The following is a 15966-nucleotide window of genomic DNA, read 5'->3' on the forward strand; positions in this document are numbered from 1 at the left end:
TGCCCGGCCTCTCTTAACATCCCCCTAACAAAACCCAGGATTCAGGCCGAAATTAACGCCTCTCGCAAACACGCGAAGGTGTGCGCCCGGCCGTAATGCGCCGCCACATAGGCCAGGGCCGGCTCGGGCGGGGGCGGCGGGGCGATATGGCGCAGGATCGCCACGGCGAAATCTGCCGCGCCGGTGGCCGGGATGAAGGGCGCGGCATCGTCCCGCGCGAACCCCTCCAGCGCCGCCGGGGTGGCGATGGTGACCAGCCCGTGCCGGGCATAATCCAGCATCTTGATCTTCAGCCCCGACCCGGCCCGCAACGGCGCGATGGCGAGCGCCGCCCGGTGCAGCAGCGGGGCGAGCTTCGCCACCCGTCCCAGCGCCTTCACCCCCTCGGGCAGCGCCCGCAGCGCCGGCCCGCAATCGCCGATCAGATCCAGCGTGATCCCCTGGCCCCGTAGCCCCGGCCAGATCTCGCTCAGAAACCAGCGCAGCCCGTCCAGATTGGGCAAAGTGTCGCTGCCGATGAACACCAGCCGGCCCGGCAGCCGCATTTGTCCGGCCGGGGGCGGGCAGGGCAGGGCCGGCATCGGCGCGGTGAGGATATCGGCGCCGGGGCACATCTGGCGCAAAATCGCCGCCTCCTCGGGCTGGATCGCGGTGATATGCCGGGCGCGGGCCAACAGCTCGGTTTCGCGCTGCCGGGTCAGCCCCTCCGGGCGCACCTTGTAGCCGGCCAGCCTCAGCGCCTCGGCACGGCGATGGAACAGGTCATGGGTGATCAGCAGGTTGTTCACCTGCCGCAGCTCGGGGGCTGCCAGCAAAGCGGCCCGGAAGATGGTGTCGATCAGCACCGCCTCGGGCTGCAGCCGGGCGATGGCGGCCGCACACCAGCGCAGATCCGCCGCACTGGCGAAGCTGCCCAGAACCGCATCCGCCCGGTTGCGCCGGGCCCGCAAAGTCTGGGCCAGTCGCCTCGGCAGGGCGCGCAGCCCCAGCCGGGCGGTGGCCTGGGCCAGCCCGGGCAGGGTGGCGGGCCATGCCAGCCGGCCATAGCGGCGCAGCCCTGGGCCGTCCACCCGCATCCCGTCCAGCCAGGCCAACGGCGAAGCCAGCCGCGCGCCGGTGAGCAGGATGGTCACATCCCGCCCCTCGGCCCGCAGCCAGTCCAGAATTTCATAATTGAGCGCCAGATGCCCGGCGGCGCCTGGTCTGGGCAGTTCGTCAGTGACGAAAACGATCAAGGGCGGGCGCGGTCACGGATGGCGATCACCTGCCTTTGCGTCACGCGGTCAGGCCGCGTTCTGGGTGACACCCTTTTCGGTGAGCAGTGTCTGCAGCTCGCCGCTCTGATACATCTCGGTGACGATGTCGCAGCCGCCGATGAACTCACCCTTCACGTAAAGCTGCGGGATGGTCGGCCAGTTGGAGAATTGCTTGATCCCGTCGCGGATCTCGGGGTCTTCCAGCACATTCACCGAAGAGAAGGCGACGCCGGCATGCTTCAGGATCTGCACGACGCGGGCGGAGAAGCCGCATTGCGGGAAGAGCGGGGTGCCCTTCATGAATAGCATGACCGGGGCGCTGTCGATCTGCGCCTGGATGGTGGAAAAAACGGGGTTATCCATGGGGTATTTGGTCCTTATTCCGGGGCCGCTGTCTGCAGCGCCAGGGCATGAAGTTCACCGCCCATGCGCCCTTGCAGGGCGGCGTAAACCATCTGGTGCTGGCGCACCCGGGGCACGCCCCGGAACGCCTCGGACACCACATAGGCGGCATAATGGTCGTTATCTCCCGCCAGATCCTCGATCCGGATCGTGGCGTCAGGGAAGGCGGCCTTGATCAAAGCTTCGATCTCACCCGCGGGCATGGCCATCTATTAAAACCCTTTTTCAGGCGAACCAGCGAGGGAAGAACCCCTCATGGGCATCGCGCAATTGAGGCAGAGATATGGCAAGGCCATCCGGCAGAGTCAATTTTTTCTCTTCCGACGACGCGCCGATATGCTGTGCCGGAATACCGGCGGCGGCGGCGGCGGCCAGCACCGCGCTCGCATCGCGCACGGCCAGCACATAGCGGCCCTGGTCCTCGCCATACCAATATTCAGCCGCCCCGGCGCCGGTCAGCGCCGCGCCGCAATCCCCGGCCAGCGCCATTTCCGCCACGGTGACGAGCAAGCCGCCATCGGAGACGTCATGGCAGGCGGCCACGGCGCCGGCGAGGATTTGCCCGCGCACGAAATCGCCATTGCGCCGCTCCACCGCCAGATCCACCGGCGGCGGCGCGCCCTCCTCGCGGCCGAGAATTTCGCGCAGATAGAGCGAGCGCCCCAGCTCGCCCTTGGTCTCGCCGATGACCAGCAAGGTGAGGTCGGGGCTGAGCCCATAGCCCACCGCCAAAGCCGCATCCTCGATCACGCCGACCGCGCCGATGGCCGGCGTGGGCAGGATCGGGCGGCCCTCGGTCTCGTTGTAAAGCGAGACATTGCCGGAGACGACCGGGAAATCCAGCGCCGTGCAGGCCGCCGCCATGCCTTTGATGGCGCTGGCGAACTGGCCCATGATCTCGGGCTTTTCCGGATTGCCGAAATTCATGTTGTCGGTCACCGCCAGCGGCTTCGCGCCGGTCGCGGTGATGTTGCGCCAGGCCTCGGCCACCGCCTGGGCGCCGCCCATTTCCGCATCCGCCACGCAATAGCGCGGGGTCACGTCCGTGGTGATGGCCAAAGCGCGCTTGGAGCCCTCCAGCCGGACGATGGCGGCATCGGCCTGGGCCGGGCGCTTCACTGTCTGCCCGCCGACCGAGCTGTCATACTGGTCGAAAATCCAGCGGCGCGAGCACAGATCCGGCGAGCCGATCAGCTTCAGCAGCGCCTGATCCAAAGGCGCATGCGCCTCGATCGGCGGCAGCTTCGCGGGCTTGGGGGTTTCCGCGATCGGCCGGCGATAAAGCGGGGCCTCATCGGCCAGCGGGGCGAGCAGAATATCCGCCTCGACCACGCCCTGATGCTTGACCACGATGCGTCCGGTATCGGTGATATGGCCGATGACGGCGTAATCCAGATCCCATTTCTCGATGATGGCGCGGGCCATGTCCGAGCGCTCGGGCTTGAGCACCAGCAGCATGCGCTCCTGGCTCTCGGAGAGCATCATCTCATAGGCGCTCATGCCGGTCTCGCGCTGCGGCACATCGTCCAGATTCAGCTCGATGCCGACCCCGCCCTTGCCCGCCATCTCGACGGAGGAGGAGGTGAGGCCGGCCGCACCCATATCCTGGATCGCGACGATCGCGTCCGTCTGCATCAGCTCCAGGCAGGCCTCGATGAGCAGCTTCTCGGTGAACGGATCGCCGACCTGCACGGTCGGGCGCTTATCCTCGGAGGCCGCGTCAAACTCGGTGCTCGCCATGGTGGCGCCATGGATGCCGTCACGCCCGGTCTTGGAGCCGACATAGACCACCGGATTGCCGACACCTGCGGCGGCGGAGAGGAAGATCTTGTCCTGATGCGCGATGCCGACGGTCATCGCATTCACCAGCGGGTTGCCGTTATAGGCCGGGTGGAAATTCACCTCGCCGCCCACGGTCGGCACGCCGACGCAATTGCCGTAGCCGCCAATGCCGCGCACCACGCCATCCACCACGCGCTTGGTCACCGGCAGCGCCGGGTCGCCAAAGCGCAGCGCGTTGAGGTTGGCAATCGGCCGCGCCCCCATGGTGAACACGTCGCGCAGAATGCCGCCCACACCGGTCGCCGCACCCTGATAGGGCTCGATGAAGCTGGGATGGTTATGCGACTCCATCTTGAAGATCGCCGCCAGCCCTTCGCCGATATCGATCACGCCGGCATTCTCGCCGGGGCCGTGAATGACCCAGGGCGCCTTGGTCGGCAGCTCCTTCAGCCAGACCCGGGAAGATTTATAGGAGCAATGCTCGGACCACATCACCGAGAAGATGCCAAGCTCGGTGAGGGTGGGGGTGCGGCCCATGATCTCCAGCACCTTGCCCCATTCCTCGGCATTGAGCCCGAAGGATTTGGCGAGCGTTTCATTAATTTCAGTCATGCGGCCGCCAGGGAGTCAAAGAGGGGTTTGCCGTCGATGCCGCCCATCAGCGGGTCGACGAGGTTTTCCGGGTGGGGCATCAGCCCCAGCACCCGCAGGTTCGGGGAGAAAATCCCCGCGATGCGGCGTGCCGAGCCGTTGCGGTTTTGGTCCGCATAGCGGAAGGCGACGAGGTTTTCGCCTTCCAGCCGGTCGAGCGTCGCCTCATCCGCGGTGTAATTGCCATCGCCATGCGCCATCGGCGCGCGGAACACCGCCCCTTTGTCCCATTTCGAGGTGAACACGGTATCGGCGCGCTCGACCTTCAGCATGGTGTCCATGGAGAGGAAGCGAAGCCCGGCATTGCGCAGCAGCGCGCCGGGCAGCAGCCCGGCCTCGGTGATGATCTGGAAGCCGTTGCAGACGCCCAGAACATAGCCGCCGCGCTCGGCATGGGCCTTCACCGCGCGCATGATCGGGCTTTGCGCCGCCATCGCGCCGCAGCGCAGATAATCCCCGAAGGAGAAGCCGCCGGGCAGGATCACGAGGTCGGTGCCGGCGGGCAGCTCCGTGTCCTTGTGCCAGACGATCGCCGGTTCACGGCCAAAGCTCTGGCGCACGGCCAGGATCATGTCGCGTTCCCGGTTGATGCCGGGGAACAGAAGGATGGCGGCTTGCATGGGGGGCTAATGCCGGAACTGGCGCGGCCAAGCAAGGCGGTTTGGCTCAGGGCGCCCGTGCAAAGACCCCTTAAATAAAATGCCAAAAGTTTTTGGGGGTGTGGGGACTTTTTGAAAAAAGTCCCCACGAACGTCTGGGGTGGCGGCAACGACGTTGCCACCACCCCGAACGTTTCCGCCCCTTTTTTGAAAAAAAGGGGCGGCCCCAAAAAACTTTTATAAATTTTTCAAAGGTTTGTTTTAGGCAGGCCGCGCGCCCACATCCAGCAGACGCTCCACCAGCGTGTTGCCGTCAATCTTCTCCTCCGTCAGCGCCATCGCCAGCACCTCGCCGCCAAACACGTTCGGCGCCAAAATCATATCCGGCTGCACCCGGCGCACCCGCTCCAGATTCTTCCGGCTGCTCACCGCCGCAACCTTCTTCGCCTCGCACCCCATCTCGCGCAGCGCCAGAATCACGAACGCATTCTCCGCATCGTCCGGCGACAGGGCGAGCACCGCATGCGCCGTCTCCGCCCCGGCGCGGCGCAGCACGTCCAGCTCCGTGGCGTCGCCATGCACCATCTCGGCCGCGCCGAAATCCTCATCCTCATCGGTGATGACAACCACGGCTTTATCCCGCGCCAGCAATTCCCGCGCGGTGTTATGCGCCAGCGCGCCCGAGCCGGCGATGATGTAATGATTCACCCGTTTCATGCGCTTCCTCTGATGTGGGTCGATGATGCGGCTCAGCCGCCCCTGCACCAGCGGCCCGACCACGGCGCTGAGCGAGGTGACGAAGACGGTGATGCCCACCACGATCAGCGACATCACAAACAGCCTGGCCTCGTCGCTCTTGGGCAGAATATCGCCATAGCCGACGGTGGACATGGTGACGATGGTGAAATAGGCGGCCTGCTGAATATCCAGGATCGGCGGCGCGAAGCCCTGGCCCAAGATCAGCGAACCCAGCACGCCATAGGTGATCAGCAGCAGCGTCGCGGCGACGGCGAACAGCGTGCCGGCGGCCAGCGAGGAGCGCTGAAAACTGCGCCCGGCGGCGGAGAGGATGATGAAAACCGTGCCGATATACAGCACCGGCGGCGAATACCAGGCATCATGGCTGTAGCCGATGGCCAGCGCCCCCTGCGCCAGCGCCATCAGCAGCGCCGCGATCCAGGCCAGGCGCGAGCGCAGCAGCAACCCGACCGCCACGAAAATCTGCAACACCCCGATGATGGTGCTGGGCACGCCCTGCAGGATCAGCGCCGGCACCTTGGCATCCAGCGGATGCAACGCATCGAACAGGCCGGAGAGCTGCAGATGCAGATATTCGGACAGGTAGCGCCGGATCGCCGGCTGCAGCGCGATCATCCCCGCCGCCCCCACCGCCAGCCCCAGCGGGATCTGCGGGAACCAGAGATCCAGCCGCATCTTGCGGTAGAGCCGCAGCAGCAACCGCCGCAACGCTGCCAGGCCAGCCCGCAGCCGCGGCATCAGCCGCACCGCGCGGATATGAAAAAAGGGGCAGACATGCCCCTTTAAGTGCAGAGCCAGGGCGCGGAAGTAAAGCGCCCTGCCCGAATCAGGCCGCGATTTCGACCTTGAAGCTCTCGATCACGGTATTGGCCAGCAGCTTGCGGGCCATATCTTCGGCCTGGGTCTTAGCCTTGGCGGCATCCGTCTCGGTCAGCTCCAGCTCGATGATCTTGCCCATGCGCACCTCGCCCACCTGGTCAAAGCCCAGATTATTCAGCGCATGGCCAATGGCCTTGCCCTGCGGGTCAAGCACGCCGTTTTTCAGCATGATGGTGACAATGGCCTTCATCTATCACAAAACCTTTTTATCAATTGCTGCGGATCGTTCGGATGCAATTATTATTGCATCGTCTCCGGGCCCTTCATGTCCCGGGAGCCGGCTTCGGGGAGGATGCCCAGGCGGCGGGCGACTTCCTGATAGGCTTCCTCGATCTTGCCGAGGTCGCGGCGGAAGCGGTCCTTGTCCATCTTCTCGTTGGTCTTGGCATCCCAGAGGCGGCAATTATCCGGGCTGATCTCGTCCGCCAGGACCACGCGCATCTCGTCATTCTCGTAGAGACGGCCGAATTCCAGTTTGAAATCCACCAGCGTGATGCCGACGCCGAGGAACAGCCCGGTGAGGAAATCATTGATGCGCAGGGTGAGATGGACGATGTCGTCCATGTCCGGCGGGGTCGCCCAGCCGAAGGCGGTGATATGCTCCTCGGCCACCATCGGGTCGTTCAGCGAATCGTTCTTATAATAATACTCAACGATCGAGCGCGGCAGGCGCGTACCTTCCGGGATGCCCAGGCGCTGGGCGATGGAGCCGGCGGCGATGTTGCGCACCACCACCTCGATCGGGATGATCTCGACTTCCTTGATCAGCTGCTCGCGCATGTTCAGGCGGCGGATGAAGTGGGTGGGGACGTTGATCTCCGCCAGCTTCGTCATCAGGAATTCGCTGATCCGGTTGTTCAGCACGCCCTTGCCGGTGATCGTGCCCTTCTTCTGGGCATTGAACGCGGTGGCGTCGTCCTTGAAATATTGCACGAGGGTGCCGGGCTCGGGGCCCTCGAACAGGATCTTTGCTTTGCCCTCATAGAGCTGGCGGCGGCGGGCCATGGCGGAACAACCTTCGAAATTAACGGAGCCGGTCTATACCAAGGGTGCCCCCGGAATACCATGGGGGGCCAAGCATGGGCGCCAAGACCCTGGCCGGGCTGCGCGAAAGGGCGGGTCAGGCTATCTGACTTTAACCATGGAAACGCCCGAAACCTTCCCGATCAACCGGGCCGCCTTCTGCGGTCTTCTGGCCATGTTCGTCAGCATCGGCGTGGCCCGGTTCGGCTTCGCGCCGATCGTCCCGGCGCTGGCGAAGGCACATTGGTACAGCGCGGCCGCCGCCTTCTGGCTGGGGGCGGCGAATCTGGCCGGCTATTTCATCGGCGCGGCGGTGATGCGGGTCTGGCGGCGCCCCTTCGCGGCGAAGCCGGCGGTGCTGGGCTTCATGGGGCTGACCGCCTTGTCCATCCTGGCTTCGGCGCTGAACTGGGGCTGGCTCTGGTTCGGGGCCTGGCGGCTGCTCTCTGGCATCACCGGCGGGATTTTGATGGTGCTGATGGCCGCCGCCGTGGTCGGCCGGGCGCCGGCCCGGGCTCGCGGCAAGGTCTCGGGCATCACCTTCGCCGGGATGGGGGCGGGCACGGCCTTCAGCGCCATTCTGCTGCCGCTGCTGCTGGCGCGCGGGCTGGTCTGCACCTGGATCGTGCTGGGCGTTGTCAGTGTCGCGGCGACCTTGGCGGTGGCGCTGATGATGCCGCCAGCGCGGATCACCCCGCCGCCGCGCCATGCCGCGAACGGGCTGCCGCCGCGGGTGGTGCTGCTGATGATCACCGCCTATGCGCTCTCGGCCTTGGGCTTCGTGCCGCATATGCTGTTCCTCTCCAGCTTCGCGGCTTTGGGGCTTGGGCGCGGCGTGGCGGCGGGGGCGGAGCTGGCCGCCTGCCTGGGGGTGGCGGCGATGTTGGGGCCGCTGATCCTGGGGCGGGTGGCCGACCGGTTCGGCTTTCTGCCGACATTGGGGGCTGGGTATGTGCTGATGGGGTGCGGCGTGGCGCTGCCGCTGCTGATGCACGCGCAGCTGGCGCTGGCGGTCTCCGCCCTGGTGGTGGGCGCCATCGCACTGGGTTCGGTGATGCTGGTGGCGGGGGCGATTGCCGGCATGGTGCCGCCGGCCCGGCTCTCCGCCGATTGGGGGTTGGCGACGATGGCCTATGCGGTGATGCAGGCCGGTGTGGCGGCGCTGTTCTCCAACCTGTTCCATCTCACCGGCAGCTATGAGCTGCTCTTTGGCATCGGCGCGCTGGCGATGCTGGTCAGCATCGGCCTGATCGGGCTCTGCCTCAGGCTGACGGCCGCCGCTGAGGCTTATTGATGGCCAAAAAACCAGCCCCGCCGAAGCGGGGCTGGGGGAGGTCAGGCGACGGTCTCGAGGGCCGGGTAGTCGGTGTAGCCTTTCGGGCCCTGGCCATACATCGTGCTGGTATCCAGCTCGTTCAGCGGCGCGTTCTGCTTGAGCCGGGTGACCAGGTCCGGGTTGGCGATGAAGGCCTTGCCCCAGGCGACGGCATCGCACACGCCATCGGCCAGCGCGGCCTCGGCGCTCTCCTTGGTGAAGCCCTCATTGGCGATATAGACGCCGCCGAAGGCTTTCTTCAGCTGCGGGCCGATCCAGTCTTCCGCCTGGTGCTCGCGCGCGCAGATGAAGGCGATGTTCTTTTCGCGCAGCTCGCGGGCGACATAGGTGAAGGTGCCGAGACGGTCGGAATCGCCCATCGAATGGCTGTCCATGCGCGGGGCGAGATGCACGCCCACCAGCTCCGGGCCGAACACGGAGGCGGCGGCGTCCACCACTTCCAGCAGCAGCCGGGCGCGGTTCTGGATGGAGCCGCCATATTCGTCGGTGCGCTGATTGGTGGAATCCTGCAGGAACTGGTCGAGCAGATAGCCGTTGGCGCCGTGGATCTCGACACCGTCAAACCCGGCCATCTGCGCGTTCATCGCCGCCTTGCGGTAGCATTCGATGATGCCGGGGATTTCGCTGAGCTCCAGCGCGCGCGGGGTGACGTAATCCTGCAGCGGGCGCACCAGGCTGACATGGCCCTGGGCGGCGATGGCCGAGGGGGCCACCGGCAGCTCGCCATTCAGATAGAGCGGGGCGGAGATGCGGCCGACATGCCAGAGCTGGGCGAAGATCAGCCCGCCTTTGTTATGCACCGCCTTGGTGACCAGCTTCCAGCCTTCCACCTGCTCCTGGCTCCACAGGCCGGGCGTGTCCGGGTAGCCGACACCCATCGGGGTGACGGAGGTGGCTTCGGTGATGATCAGCCCGGCATCAGCGCGCTGGGCGTAATATTCGGCCATCAGCGCGTTGGGCACGCGGCCTTCGGAGGCGCGGCAGCGTGTGAGGGGGGCCATGATGATGCGGTTGCGCAGGGTGAGTTCGCCGAGCTTCAGCGGGTCAAACAAATTGGGCATGGTTCGTCCTTGTTTCAGGTTGAGAGGAAAAGCGCGCTCATAGCTGCGCCTTCAGCAGGGTGAGGAATTCCGCGATGGCGGCTTCATCGCGTTGGTAGAACACGAATTGGCCGCATTTTTTCGCGGTGATGAGGCCGGCCTGGTGCAGGATGGCGAGATGGCCGGAGACGGTGGATTGCGACAGGGTGCAGGCGGATTCGATTTTCTGGGCGCAGACGCCCCATTCATACGGGTGGTCCTGGCCGGGAAAATGCTTTGCCGGGTCGCGCAGCCCGCGCAGGATGGAGAGCCGCGCCGGGTTGGCGAGGGCTTTCAGGATTTCATCCAGTGCGGGCGGGCTCTGCATCGTCATCTGTCGATATTTAGATCGGTAATTTCCGATTTAAAGGGCAAAAGTTTTTGAGGGTGTGGGAACTTTTTTCAAAAAGTTCCCACAAACGCCCGGGGAATGGCACTGGCAGTGCCAAAACCCCCAACATTTCTGTCGCTTTTTTGAAAAAAAGCGACGCAAAAAACTTTTGCTTATAAAGGGATTTTCCCCAGCCCCCCAGGCCGATCGAGAATATAGGTCGGAAACGCCGTCCCGCTGATCCGGCCCCGCAGCGCCGCCAAAATCTCCCGCCCACGCGCCGGTTCCACATGAAAGCGCGCGGTGCCGGGGGCGGGGTCGAGCTGGTGCAGGTAGTAAGGCTTCACCCGGGCGCGGAGCATGGCGCGGAACAGCGCCGCCAGCGCGTCCTCACTGTCATTCACGCCCTTCAGCAGCACGGTCTGGCCCAGCAGCGGCAGGCCCAGCCGGGAGAGGCGCCGCAGGCCGGCATTGGCCTCGGGCGAGAATTCCCGGGCGTGATTGGCATGCACGGCGATGTAGAGCGGGGTTTCGATGTCCAGGGCGGCCAGCAGCGCGTCACTGAGCAGAGACGGGTCGGCCACCGGCACCCGGCTATGGATGCGCAGCAGCTCGACATGGGGGATCGCCTGCAGGCGGCGCAGAATGTCGCCGAGGCGGCGCGGGGAGAGGATCAGCGGGTCGCCGCCGGTGAGGATGATTTCGCGGATGGCGGGGCGCTCGGCGATGTAGGCATAGGCGGCGTCCAGTTCATCGGCGGAGAGCAGGCCGCCATCCGGGCCGACCTGTTCGCGGCGGAAGCAGAAGCGGCAATAGACCGGGCAGGCCAGCAGCGGCTTCAGCAAAGCCCGGTCCGGGTAGCGGTGGACGATGCCGGGGATAGGGGAGAGGGCTTCGTCGGCGATCGGGTCGGCATCCTCATGCGGAGCGGTGATCAGCTCCGCCGCATCGGGGATGAATTGCAGGCCCAGCGGGTCGGACGGCGTTTCGATGCGCGCGGCCAAAGCGGGGGGCACGGCGATGGCGTAGCGGGTGGCGACGGCCTGCGCGTCCGCCAGCTTTTCGGGCGGCAGCAGCCCGGCCTGCACCAGCTCTTGCGGGGTGCGCAGCGTGCGTTGTTTGGGAGAGGAAATTCCGTCCGGCATCGGGAGCGTGTAAACCGGCGGGCATGAGCTCTCAACCCTGGCAGACCCTGCCCGACCGCATGGCGCTTCTGCGCCGGCGCAATCTTCTGGCTTCGGGCGTGCGCGCCTTCTTCACCGCGCGCGGCTATAGTGAGGTGGAAACACCTTATGCCGTGGCGGCACCAGGGGAGGAGGTGCATCTTCGCGCCCGCCAGGCCGGGGAGGAATGGCTGAACACCTCGCCGGAATTCGCGATGAAGAAGCTGTTGGCCGGAGGCTCGGGGCCGATTTTTCAGATGGCGCGGGTGTGGCGCGATGAGCCATGGTCCGACACCCATGCGCCGGAATTCACCATGCTGGAATGGTACGCGCTGCATGCGGATATGGGCGCGCTGATGGCGGAGACGTTTGCACTGTTGCAGGCGACGCTGCCGCCGGCGGTGAGCTGCCGGGGGATCACCACCGTGCTGGATGAGCCCGAGTATCTGAGCGTGGCGGAGGCGTTTGCGCGCTATGCCGGCGCGGATGTGCTGGGCACGGCGGGGGATGCAAGGGCGCTGGCGGCGCAGGCGGGGGTGGCGCTGCGGGATGGTGAGGAGTGGGAGGATCTGTTTTTCCGGCTGTTGCTGGAGAAGATCGAGCCGCATCTGGGGCGGGGGCGGGCGACGTTTCTCACCCATTGGCCGGCCGCGCAGGCGGCTTTGGCGCGTAGATGCCCGCAGGATGAACGGGTGGCGGAGCGGTTTGAGCTGTATGTCTGCGGCATCGAGCTGGCGAATGCGTTTGTCGAGCTGACGGATGCGGCGGAGCAGCGGGCAAGGTTTATCGAGGACCGGGCGCGGCGGCATGCCCTGTATGGGCCGGACTGGGCGCTGGATGAGGAATTTCTGCAGGCGGTGGGGCAGTTGCCGGCCTGTGCCGGGATCGCGCTGGGGTTCGACCGGCTGGCGATGCTGGCGACCAATGCCAGGCGCATTGCCGATGTTTTATGGCTGCCCGCGGCACCTATATAAGAGGCTCTGAAGGAGAGTTTTTCTATAAGAGGCTCTGAAGGAGAGTTTTTCGATGCGTCCGATTTATGCTCTGGCTTTGGGTTTGGGGCTGGCCGGTTGTGCGACGGGGCCGAGCCTGGATACGCGGTTGGCGAGCTATATCGGCGCGCCGGAAGCGACGCTGGTGGCGCAGTTCGGCGTGCCGCAGCGGCAGATCAAGGTGGGGGATATCACCTATCTGGCCTACACGCTGCGGTATGACGCGCAGAGCATCCCGATGGGGCCTGTCTGGGGCGGATGGGGCTGGGGACCGGGCTGGGGGGCGTATGGCGGCCTGCCTGCGGATGTGCAGATTTACAGCTGTGAGGCGACCTTCGCGCTGCAGGGCGGCAAGGTGGAGAATTATACGCTGCGTGGGAATGATTGCCGCTAGAGCTTCAAGCTTTTAGCTTGATGCTCTAGCTTTTGTTTTGGCGAGCAATTTCATGTGGTTATCTTGACGCTGGCGCGTCAACCTAAACACATATTGCTCTAAAAACTGATAAACGTTTTTGGGGGTGTGGGGTGTTTTTTCAAAAACACCCCACACCTTTTTTAAGCCTCTTTTTTAGGCCTCCGGCGGCGTCGCGGCCTCGATGGCGTGCAGCATGGCTTTGACGCCGGCGGCCGCACCCTCCTTGTGGTTCCACACAGCTCCGGAGACGGCGAGGAATTCGGCGCGGACTTCCACCAGGGGGGCGCAGTTTTCGGCGGTGATGCCGCCGATGGCCACGCAGGGGATTTCCATGGTCTCCGCCCAGAGCTTCAGCGTTTCGATCTCCGCCATTTCCGGCGGTGCCTTGGTGGTGGTGGGGAAGAAGGCGCCGAAGGCGACATAGTCGGCCCCGGCCTCGCCGGCTTCCATGGCCAGATGGCGGGAATTGTGGCAGGTGACGCCCAGGGTCAGATCGCCGAGGATTTTGCGGGCCTGTTTGGCGGGCATGTCGGTCTGGCCGACATGGGCGCCGTCGCAGCCGGATTTTACCGCCAGGGCCGGATTGTCATTGAGCAGGAAGGCGACGTTCCGGCTTTGCGCGATGGGGCGCAGGCGGTCGATGACGCGCAGCAGCTCGGCTTCCGGCACGTCCTTCAGGCGCAATTGCAGGGCCGCGACGTCGCCGGCATCCAGGGCTTCGGCGAGGAGGCGCTCGAAATTCTCGGGCAGGATGGGCGGGGTGATGAGGTAGAGGCGGCAATCGGGCATGAAGAACTCTTGAAAAAGAAAGAGCAGCCTTTTTGGAAAAAGGCTGCACCCAAAAACTTTTGCGACCTGGGTCCCGGGCGTGGCCGCATGGGTTGCCCAAAGTCGTGGGGTCTGGGGCCTCTCGGCCCCAGCGGGGTGCAGGGGCGTCGCCCCAAAGGGGCGCCGCTTTGTATGAGGCGCGCCTCCGGCGCGAGGCCCCTGCTGGGGTTCAAAGGGGTAAAGCCCCTTTGCCTTACGCCTTGTTCAAATAAATATCGATAATCTTCTGCAGCAGCGCCAGGGCTTCCTCGCGCGGGCGCTGGAAGGTGTTGCGGCCGATGATGGAGCCGTTGGCGCCGCCATCGCGCAGGCCACGGATTTCCTCGTACAGCGCGTCCAGGCTCTTGGCCTCGCCGCCCGAGAACACGACGATGCGCTTGCCGGCGAAGCAGCTATCGACCACGTGCTTGACGCGCTTGGCCATGGTGGAGGCATCGAATCCGGCATAGGATTTCTTCGCGGCTTCTAGCGAGATCACATCCGTCGGCGGCTTCACCTTGATGATGTGGGCGCCGATGAGGGCGGCCATGTGGGCGGCATAGGCGCAGATATCCAGCGCGGTTTCGCCGGCCTTATCGAGCATCGGGCCGCGCGGATAGGACCAGACGACGACGGCGAGGCCGGCGGATTTCGCCTCTTCCGCCATCTCGCGGATTTCCTCGATCAGGTCGAAGGCGAATTCGGAGCCCGGATAGATGGTGAAGCCGATGGCCGAGCAGCCCAGGCGCAGCGCGTCGGAGACCGAGCCGGTGAGGCCCTGGTTCTTGTCGGTGGCGAGCGAGTTGGAGGAATTGACCTTCAGGATGGTCGGGATCTGCCCGGCGAACTCGGACGCGCCGACTTCCAGCATGCCGAGCGGGGCGGCATAGGCGGAGAGCCCGGCATCGATGGCCAGCTGGTAGTGGTAATACGGGTCATAGGCGGCCGGATTCGGCGCGAAGGAACGGGCCGGGCCGTGCTCGAAGCCCTGATCGACCGGCAGGATGACCAGCTTGCCGGTGCCGCCCAGCTTGCCCTGCATCAGGATGCGGGCGAGGTTTGTCTTGGTGCCGGGATTGTCGCTCTCATAGTGAGAGAGAATTTTTTTAACGGTTTCGGTCATCGCCATCTGAACCAGTCCTCCTTGGGGAAACTGGCGGCGATGTAACCCAAGAACAACGCGCTGTCATCCGCCAAGCCAGGAGATCAGCCGTTTTTCGCAGGGCTTTAACCTCAGCTCCAGATAGGCGGGGGCGGTGGCGAGGAGAATCGCGCCGTTGCGCCGGGCCTGGGTGGCGATCTCGGGCCAGGCGGGGCAGGGGGCGAGAATGAGCCCCTGGCAGCCCAGCGCCAGCGCCTCGGCGGCGCGGCCGGGCGCATCCGCGCAATCCAGCAGGGAAGGGCCGGCATGGCCCGAGTCGCGGAGCAGGGCGCACCACCAGGCCGCCCCCATAATGAGGGCGGCGCTGGGGGCGGAAAGCAGGGTCACCGCCAGGCCGGGGGCCAGGGCCTTCCGCGCGGCTGAGAGCCCGTGCACCATCACCGCCGGGGGCAAGGGTGAGAGTTCATCATTCATCTGCGGGGTTCTCCTTGACCGCGCACGGCGCGCTCGGGTTGAATGGCTGGCATGTCTGAGTCGGAATCTGAAGACGAAATCCTGAACCGTATCGAGGACGCGCTGCGCAAGATCGCATCCGTGACCCGCAACGGTAAAGCCGCCCTGCCTGTGCCCCAGGATCCTGCGCCCCAGGATCCTGCCCCGCAGGAGGAGGAGCTTGACCGCGAGGCCCTGGCCAGCGCGCTGGACCAGGTGATCCTGCGGCTGCGCGGCGGCCTCACCCCGCCTCAGACCCCCACGGAGGAATAAGCCCATGGCGCAGGTCACCATCCGCATCAATGGCTATGCCTATCAGGTCGGCTGTGAGGACGGGCAGGAGGAGCATCTCGGCAAGATGGCCGCCGAGATCGAGCAGCGTATCACCCATATCAAGGCGATCGGCGGCCAGGCCGGGGAGGCGCGGCTGCTGATGCTGGCCGCGCTGCTGCTGGCCGACGAGCTGCATGATGTGAAAACCAACCCGCCGGCCAGCGCGCCGGTGGCGGCGACGCCGCGGGCCTATGGCGAGCGCCGGGCGCGGCTGCGCCGGGTGGCGGCGCGGGCCGAGGAAATCGCCTCCGACCTGCTGGATCTCTGATTTTTCGAAAATAGCGCCCTCAAGGTGATTGCGGGGCGCGCGGGTCTTGCCTAAATCTGTTCGCGGAGCTGCCCGGTGCGTCAGGCAAGACATCCCCTGGGCCGTTAAGCACTTCCCTCGGGAGCTGGCTCTGTCCGGGCCCTGGTCCGGATATCTGGCACCCACCTGCACTTGCAGGCCTTGGGAGGATGCAAACGCCAACGGCCAGGGTGGCTCCACCTTCCCCTGCTTTGTCGCGAAGACTCTATAGCGAAGATGAAATTGGCGATAACAAGCCGGTTTGTCGTCCGAACCCTA

The 15966-nt window shown here is 65.4% G+C and carries 19 protein-coding genes and 1 other RNA gene; 6 read left to right on the top strand and 14 right to left on the bottom strand.

The genetic code is table 11. The features are described from left to right. Nucleotides 1-41 precede the first annotated feature (41 nt). The 8 genes from T331_RS0106730 to purC form a co-directional block, all read right to left on the bottom strand. Entirely contained in the window at nt 42-1235 is a 1194-nt protein-coding gene (locus T331_RS0106730) for a glycosyltransferase family 4 protein (RefSeq protein WP_026439480.1), read from the bottom strand. Between the two features lie 48 nt (nt 1236-1283). After that, complete coding sequence (gene grxD, locus T331_RS0106735; RefSeq protein WP_008493486.1) at nt 1284-1619, bottom strand: Grx4 family monothiol glutaredoxin; 336 nt, start codon at nt 1617-1619, stop codon at nt 1284-1286. Nucleotides 1620-1633: 14 nt separating this feature from the next. Then, on the bottom strand, nt 1634-1867 hold the full coding sequence (locus tag T331_RS0106740) for a BolA/IbaG family iron-sulfur metabolism protein (protein ID WP_008493484.1): 234 nt from the start codon (nt 1865-1867) through the stop codon (nt 1634-1636). A gap of 16 nt (nt 1868-1883) precedes the next feature. Next, nucleotides 1884-4052 (bottom strand): phosphoribosylformylglycinamidine synthase subunit PurL, encoded by a 2169-nt coding sequence (gene purL, locus T331_RS0106745; RefSeq protein WP_026439481.1) that lies wholly within the window; start codon nt 4050-4052, stop codon nt 1884-1886. Next, a complete protein-coding gene (purQ, locus tag T331_RS0106750) occupies nt 4049-4711 on the bottom strand; it encodes a phosphoribosylformylglycinamidine synthase subunit PurQ (protein ID WP_026439482.1) in 663 nt (220 codons plus the stop codon). Before purQ ends, purL begins: the two co-directional genes overlap by 4 nt. A gap of 240 nt (nt 4712-4951) precedes the next feature. Continuing rightward, complete coding sequence (gene kch, locus T331_RS0106755) at nt 4952-6187, bottom strand: voltage-gated potassium channel protein (RefSeq protein ID WP_035179465.1); 1236 nt, start codon at nt 6185-6187, stop codon at nt 4952-4954. A gap of 88 nt (nt 6188-6275) precedes the next feature. Then, on the bottom strand, nt 6276-6518 hold the full coding sequence (purS, locus tag T331_RS0106760; protein WP_008493480.1) for a phosphoribosylformylglycinamidine synthase subunit PurS: 243 nt from the start codon (nt 6516-6518) through the stop codon (nt 6276-6278). Nucleotides 6519-6568: 50 nt separating this feature from the next. After that, nucleotides 6569-7333: a phosphoribosylaminoimidazolesuccinocarboxamide synthase gene (gene purC / locus T331_RS0106765; RefSeq protein ID WP_008493479.1), complete on the bottom strand. Its 765-nt coding sequence runs from the start codon at nt 7331-7333 to the stop codon at nt 6569-6571. Between the two features lie 136 nt (nt 7334-7469). Between purC and T331_RS17600 the strand changes: the two genes are divergently transcribed. Next, nucleotides 7470-8645 (top strand): YbfB/YjiJ family MFS transporter, encoded by a 1176-nt coding sequence (locus T331_RS17600; RefSeq protein ID WP_051622220.1) that lies wholly within the window; start codon nt 7470-7472, stop codon nt 8643-8645. A gap of 41 nt (nt 8646-8686) precedes the next feature. Here T331_RS17600 and T331_RS0106775 read toward each other — a convergent pair whose 3' ends face one another. The 3 genes from T331_RS0106775 to T331_RS0106785 form a co-directional block, all read right to left on the bottom strand. After that, nucleotides 8687-9748 (bottom strand): alkene reductase, encoded by a 1062-nt coding sequence (locus T331_RS0106775; protein ID WP_026439484.1) that lies wholly within the window; start codon nt 9746-9748, stop codon nt 8687-8689. A gap of 37 nt (nt 9749-9785) precedes the next feature. Continuing rightward, on the bottom strand, nt 9786-10100 hold the full coding sequence (locus T331_RS0106780; RefSeq protein WP_008493476.1) for an ArsR/SmtB family transcription factor: 315 nt from the start codon (nt 10098-10100) through the stop codon (nt 9786-9788). Nucleotides 10101-10270: 170 nt separating this feature from the next. After that, nucleotides 10271-11242, bottom strand: a complete 972-nt coding sequence (locus T331_RS0106785; RefSeq protein ID WP_026439485.1) for a lysine-2,3-aminomutase-like protein — start codon at nt 11240-11242, stop codon at nt 10271-10273. A gap of 23 nt (nt 11243-11265) precedes the next feature. Between T331_RS0106785 and epmA the strand changes: the two genes are divergently transcribed. Both epmA and T331_RS0106795 read left to right on the top strand, forming a co-directional pair. Then, nucleotides 11266-12234 (top strand): EF-P lysine aminoacylase EpmA, encoded by a 969-nt coding sequence (gene epmA, locus T331_RS0106790; protein ID WP_026439486.1) that lies wholly within the window; start codon nt 11266-11268, stop codon nt 12232-12234. Between the two features lie 52 nt (nt 12235-12286). Next, entirely contained in the window at nt 12287-12646 is a 360-nt protein-coding gene (locus T331_RS0106795) for a hypothetical protein (protein ID WP_008493473.1), read from the top strand. Nucleotides 12647-12820: 174 nt separating this feature from the next. Here the strand turns inward: T331_RS0106795 and thiE are convergent, their stop codons facing one another. The 3 genes from thiE to T331_RS19825 all read right to left on the bottom strand — a co-directional run bounded on the left by thiE (nt 12821) and on the right by T331_RS19825 (nt 15050). Beyond that, complete coding sequence (thiE, locus tag T331_RS0106800) at nt 12821-13456, bottom strand: thiamine phosphate synthase (RefSeq protein WP_026439487.1); 636 nt, start codon at nt 13454-13456, stop codon at nt 12821-12823. Nucleotides 13457-13688: 232 nt separating this feature from the next. Then, complete coding sequence (locus T331_RS0106805) at nt 13689-14603, bottom strand: class I fructose-bisphosphate aldolase (RefSeq protein ID WP_008493470.1); 915 nt, start codon at nt 14601-14603, stop codon at nt 13689-13691. Between the two features lie 57 nt (nt 14604-14660). Continuing rightward, nucleotides 14661-15050, bottom strand: coding sequence for a hypothetical protein (locus tag T331_RS19825; protein ID WP_155992635.1), 390 nt, complete (start codon nt 15048-15050; stop codon nt 14661-14663). Nucleotides 15051-15101: 51 nt separating this feature from the next. On the opposite strand from T331_RS19825, the gene T331_RS0106815 reads away from it, so the two are divergent. The 3 genes from T331_RS0106815 (at nt 15102) to ssrS (ending at nt 15889) form a co-directional block, all read left to right on the top strand. Then, nucleotides 15102-15341 (top strand): hypothetical protein, encoded by a 240-nt coding sequence (locus tag T331_RS0106815; protein WP_026439488.1) that lies wholly within the window; start codon nt 15102-15104, stop codon nt 15339-15341. Nucleotides 15342-15345: 4 nt separating this feature from the next. Then, nucleotides 15346-15669 (top strand): cell division protein ZapA, encoded by a 324-nt coding sequence (locus T331_RS0106820; RefSeq protein ID WP_026439489.1) that lies wholly within the window; start codon nt 15346-15348, stop codon nt 15667-15669. Between the two features lie 62 nt (nt 15670-15731). Then, a non-coding RNA gene (ssrS, locus tag T331_RS19425) (6S RNA) lies at nt 15732-15889 on the top strand. Nucleotides 15890-15966: the final 77 nt, after the last annotated feature.

This window comes from Acidocella facilis ATCC 35904, from assembly GCF_000687875.1.
GTDB classification, from domain to species: domain Bacteria; phylum Pseudomonadota; class Alphaproteobacteria; order Acetobacterales; family Acetobacteraceae; genus Acidocella; species Acidocella facilis.

Coding starts and splice junctions, on each gene's coding strand:
- grxD (WP_008493486.1), bottom strand. CDS start 1,619: ATGGATAACCCCGTTTTTTCCACCATCCAGGCGCAGATCGACAGCGCC.
- T331_RS0106740 (WP_008493484.1), bottom strand. CDS start 1,867: ATGGCCATGCCCGCGGGTGAGATCGAAGCTTTGATCAAGGCCGCCTTC.
- purL (WP_026439481.1), bottom strand. CDS start 4,052: ATGACTGAAATTAATGAAACGCTCGCCAAATCCTTCGGGCTCAATGCC.
- purQ (WP_026439482.1), bottom strand. CDS start 4,711: ATGCAAGCCGCCATCCTTCTGTTCCCCGGCATCAACCGGGAACGCGAC.
- kch (WP_035179465.1), bottom strand. CDS start 6,187: ATGCCGCGGCTGCGGGCTGGCCTGGCAGCGTTGCGGCGGTTGCTGCTG.
- purS (WP_008493480.1), bottom strand. CDS start 6,518: ATGAAGGCCATTGTCACCATCATGCTGAAAAACGGCGTGCTTGACCCG.
- purC (WP_008493479.1), bottom strand. CDS start 7,333: ATGGCCCGCCGCCGCCAGCTCTATGAGGGCAAAGCAAAGATCCTGTTC.
- T331_RS17600 (WP_051622220.1), top strand. CDS start 7,470: ATGGAAACGCCCGAAACCTTCCCGATCAACCGGGCCGCCTTCTGCGGT.
- T331_RS0106775 (WP_026439484.1), bottom strand. CDS start 9,748: ATGCCCAATTTGTTTGACCCGCTGAAGCTCGGCGAACTCACCCTGCGC.
- T331_RS0106780 (WP_008493476.1), bottom strand. CDS start 10,100: ATGACGATGCAGAGCCCGCCCGCACTGGATGAAATCCTGAAAGCCCTC.
- T331_RS0106785 (WP_026439485.1), bottom strand. CDS start 11,242: ATGCCGGACGGAATTTCCTCTCCCAAACAACGCACGCTGCGCACCCCG.
- epmA (WP_026439486.1), top strand. CDS start 11,266: ATGAGCTCTCAACCCTGGCAGACCCTGCCCGACCGCATGGCGCTTCTG.
- T331_RS0106795 (WP_008493473.1), top strand. CDS start 12,287: ATGCGTCCGATTTATGCTCTGGCTTTGGGTTTGGGGCTGGCCGGTTGT.
- thiE (WP_026439487.1), bottom strand. CDS start 13,456: ATGCCCGATTGCCGCCTCTACCTCATCACCCCGCCCATCCTGCCCGAG.
- T331_RS0106805 (WP_008493470.1), bottom strand. CDS start 14,603: ATGGCGATGACCGAAACCGTTAAAAAAATTCTCTCTCACTATGAGAGC.
- T331_RS19825 (WP_155992635.1), bottom strand. CDS start 15,050: ATGAATGATGAACTCTCACCCTTGCCCCCGGCGGTGATGGTGCACGGG.
- T331_RS0106815 (WP_026439488.1), top strand. CDS start 15,102: ATGTCTGAGTCGGAATCTGAAGACGAAATCCTGAACCGTATCGAGGAC.
- T331_RS0106820 (WP_026439489.1), top strand. CDS start 15,346: ATGGCGCAGGTCACCATCCGCATCAATGGCTATGCCTATCAGGTCGGC.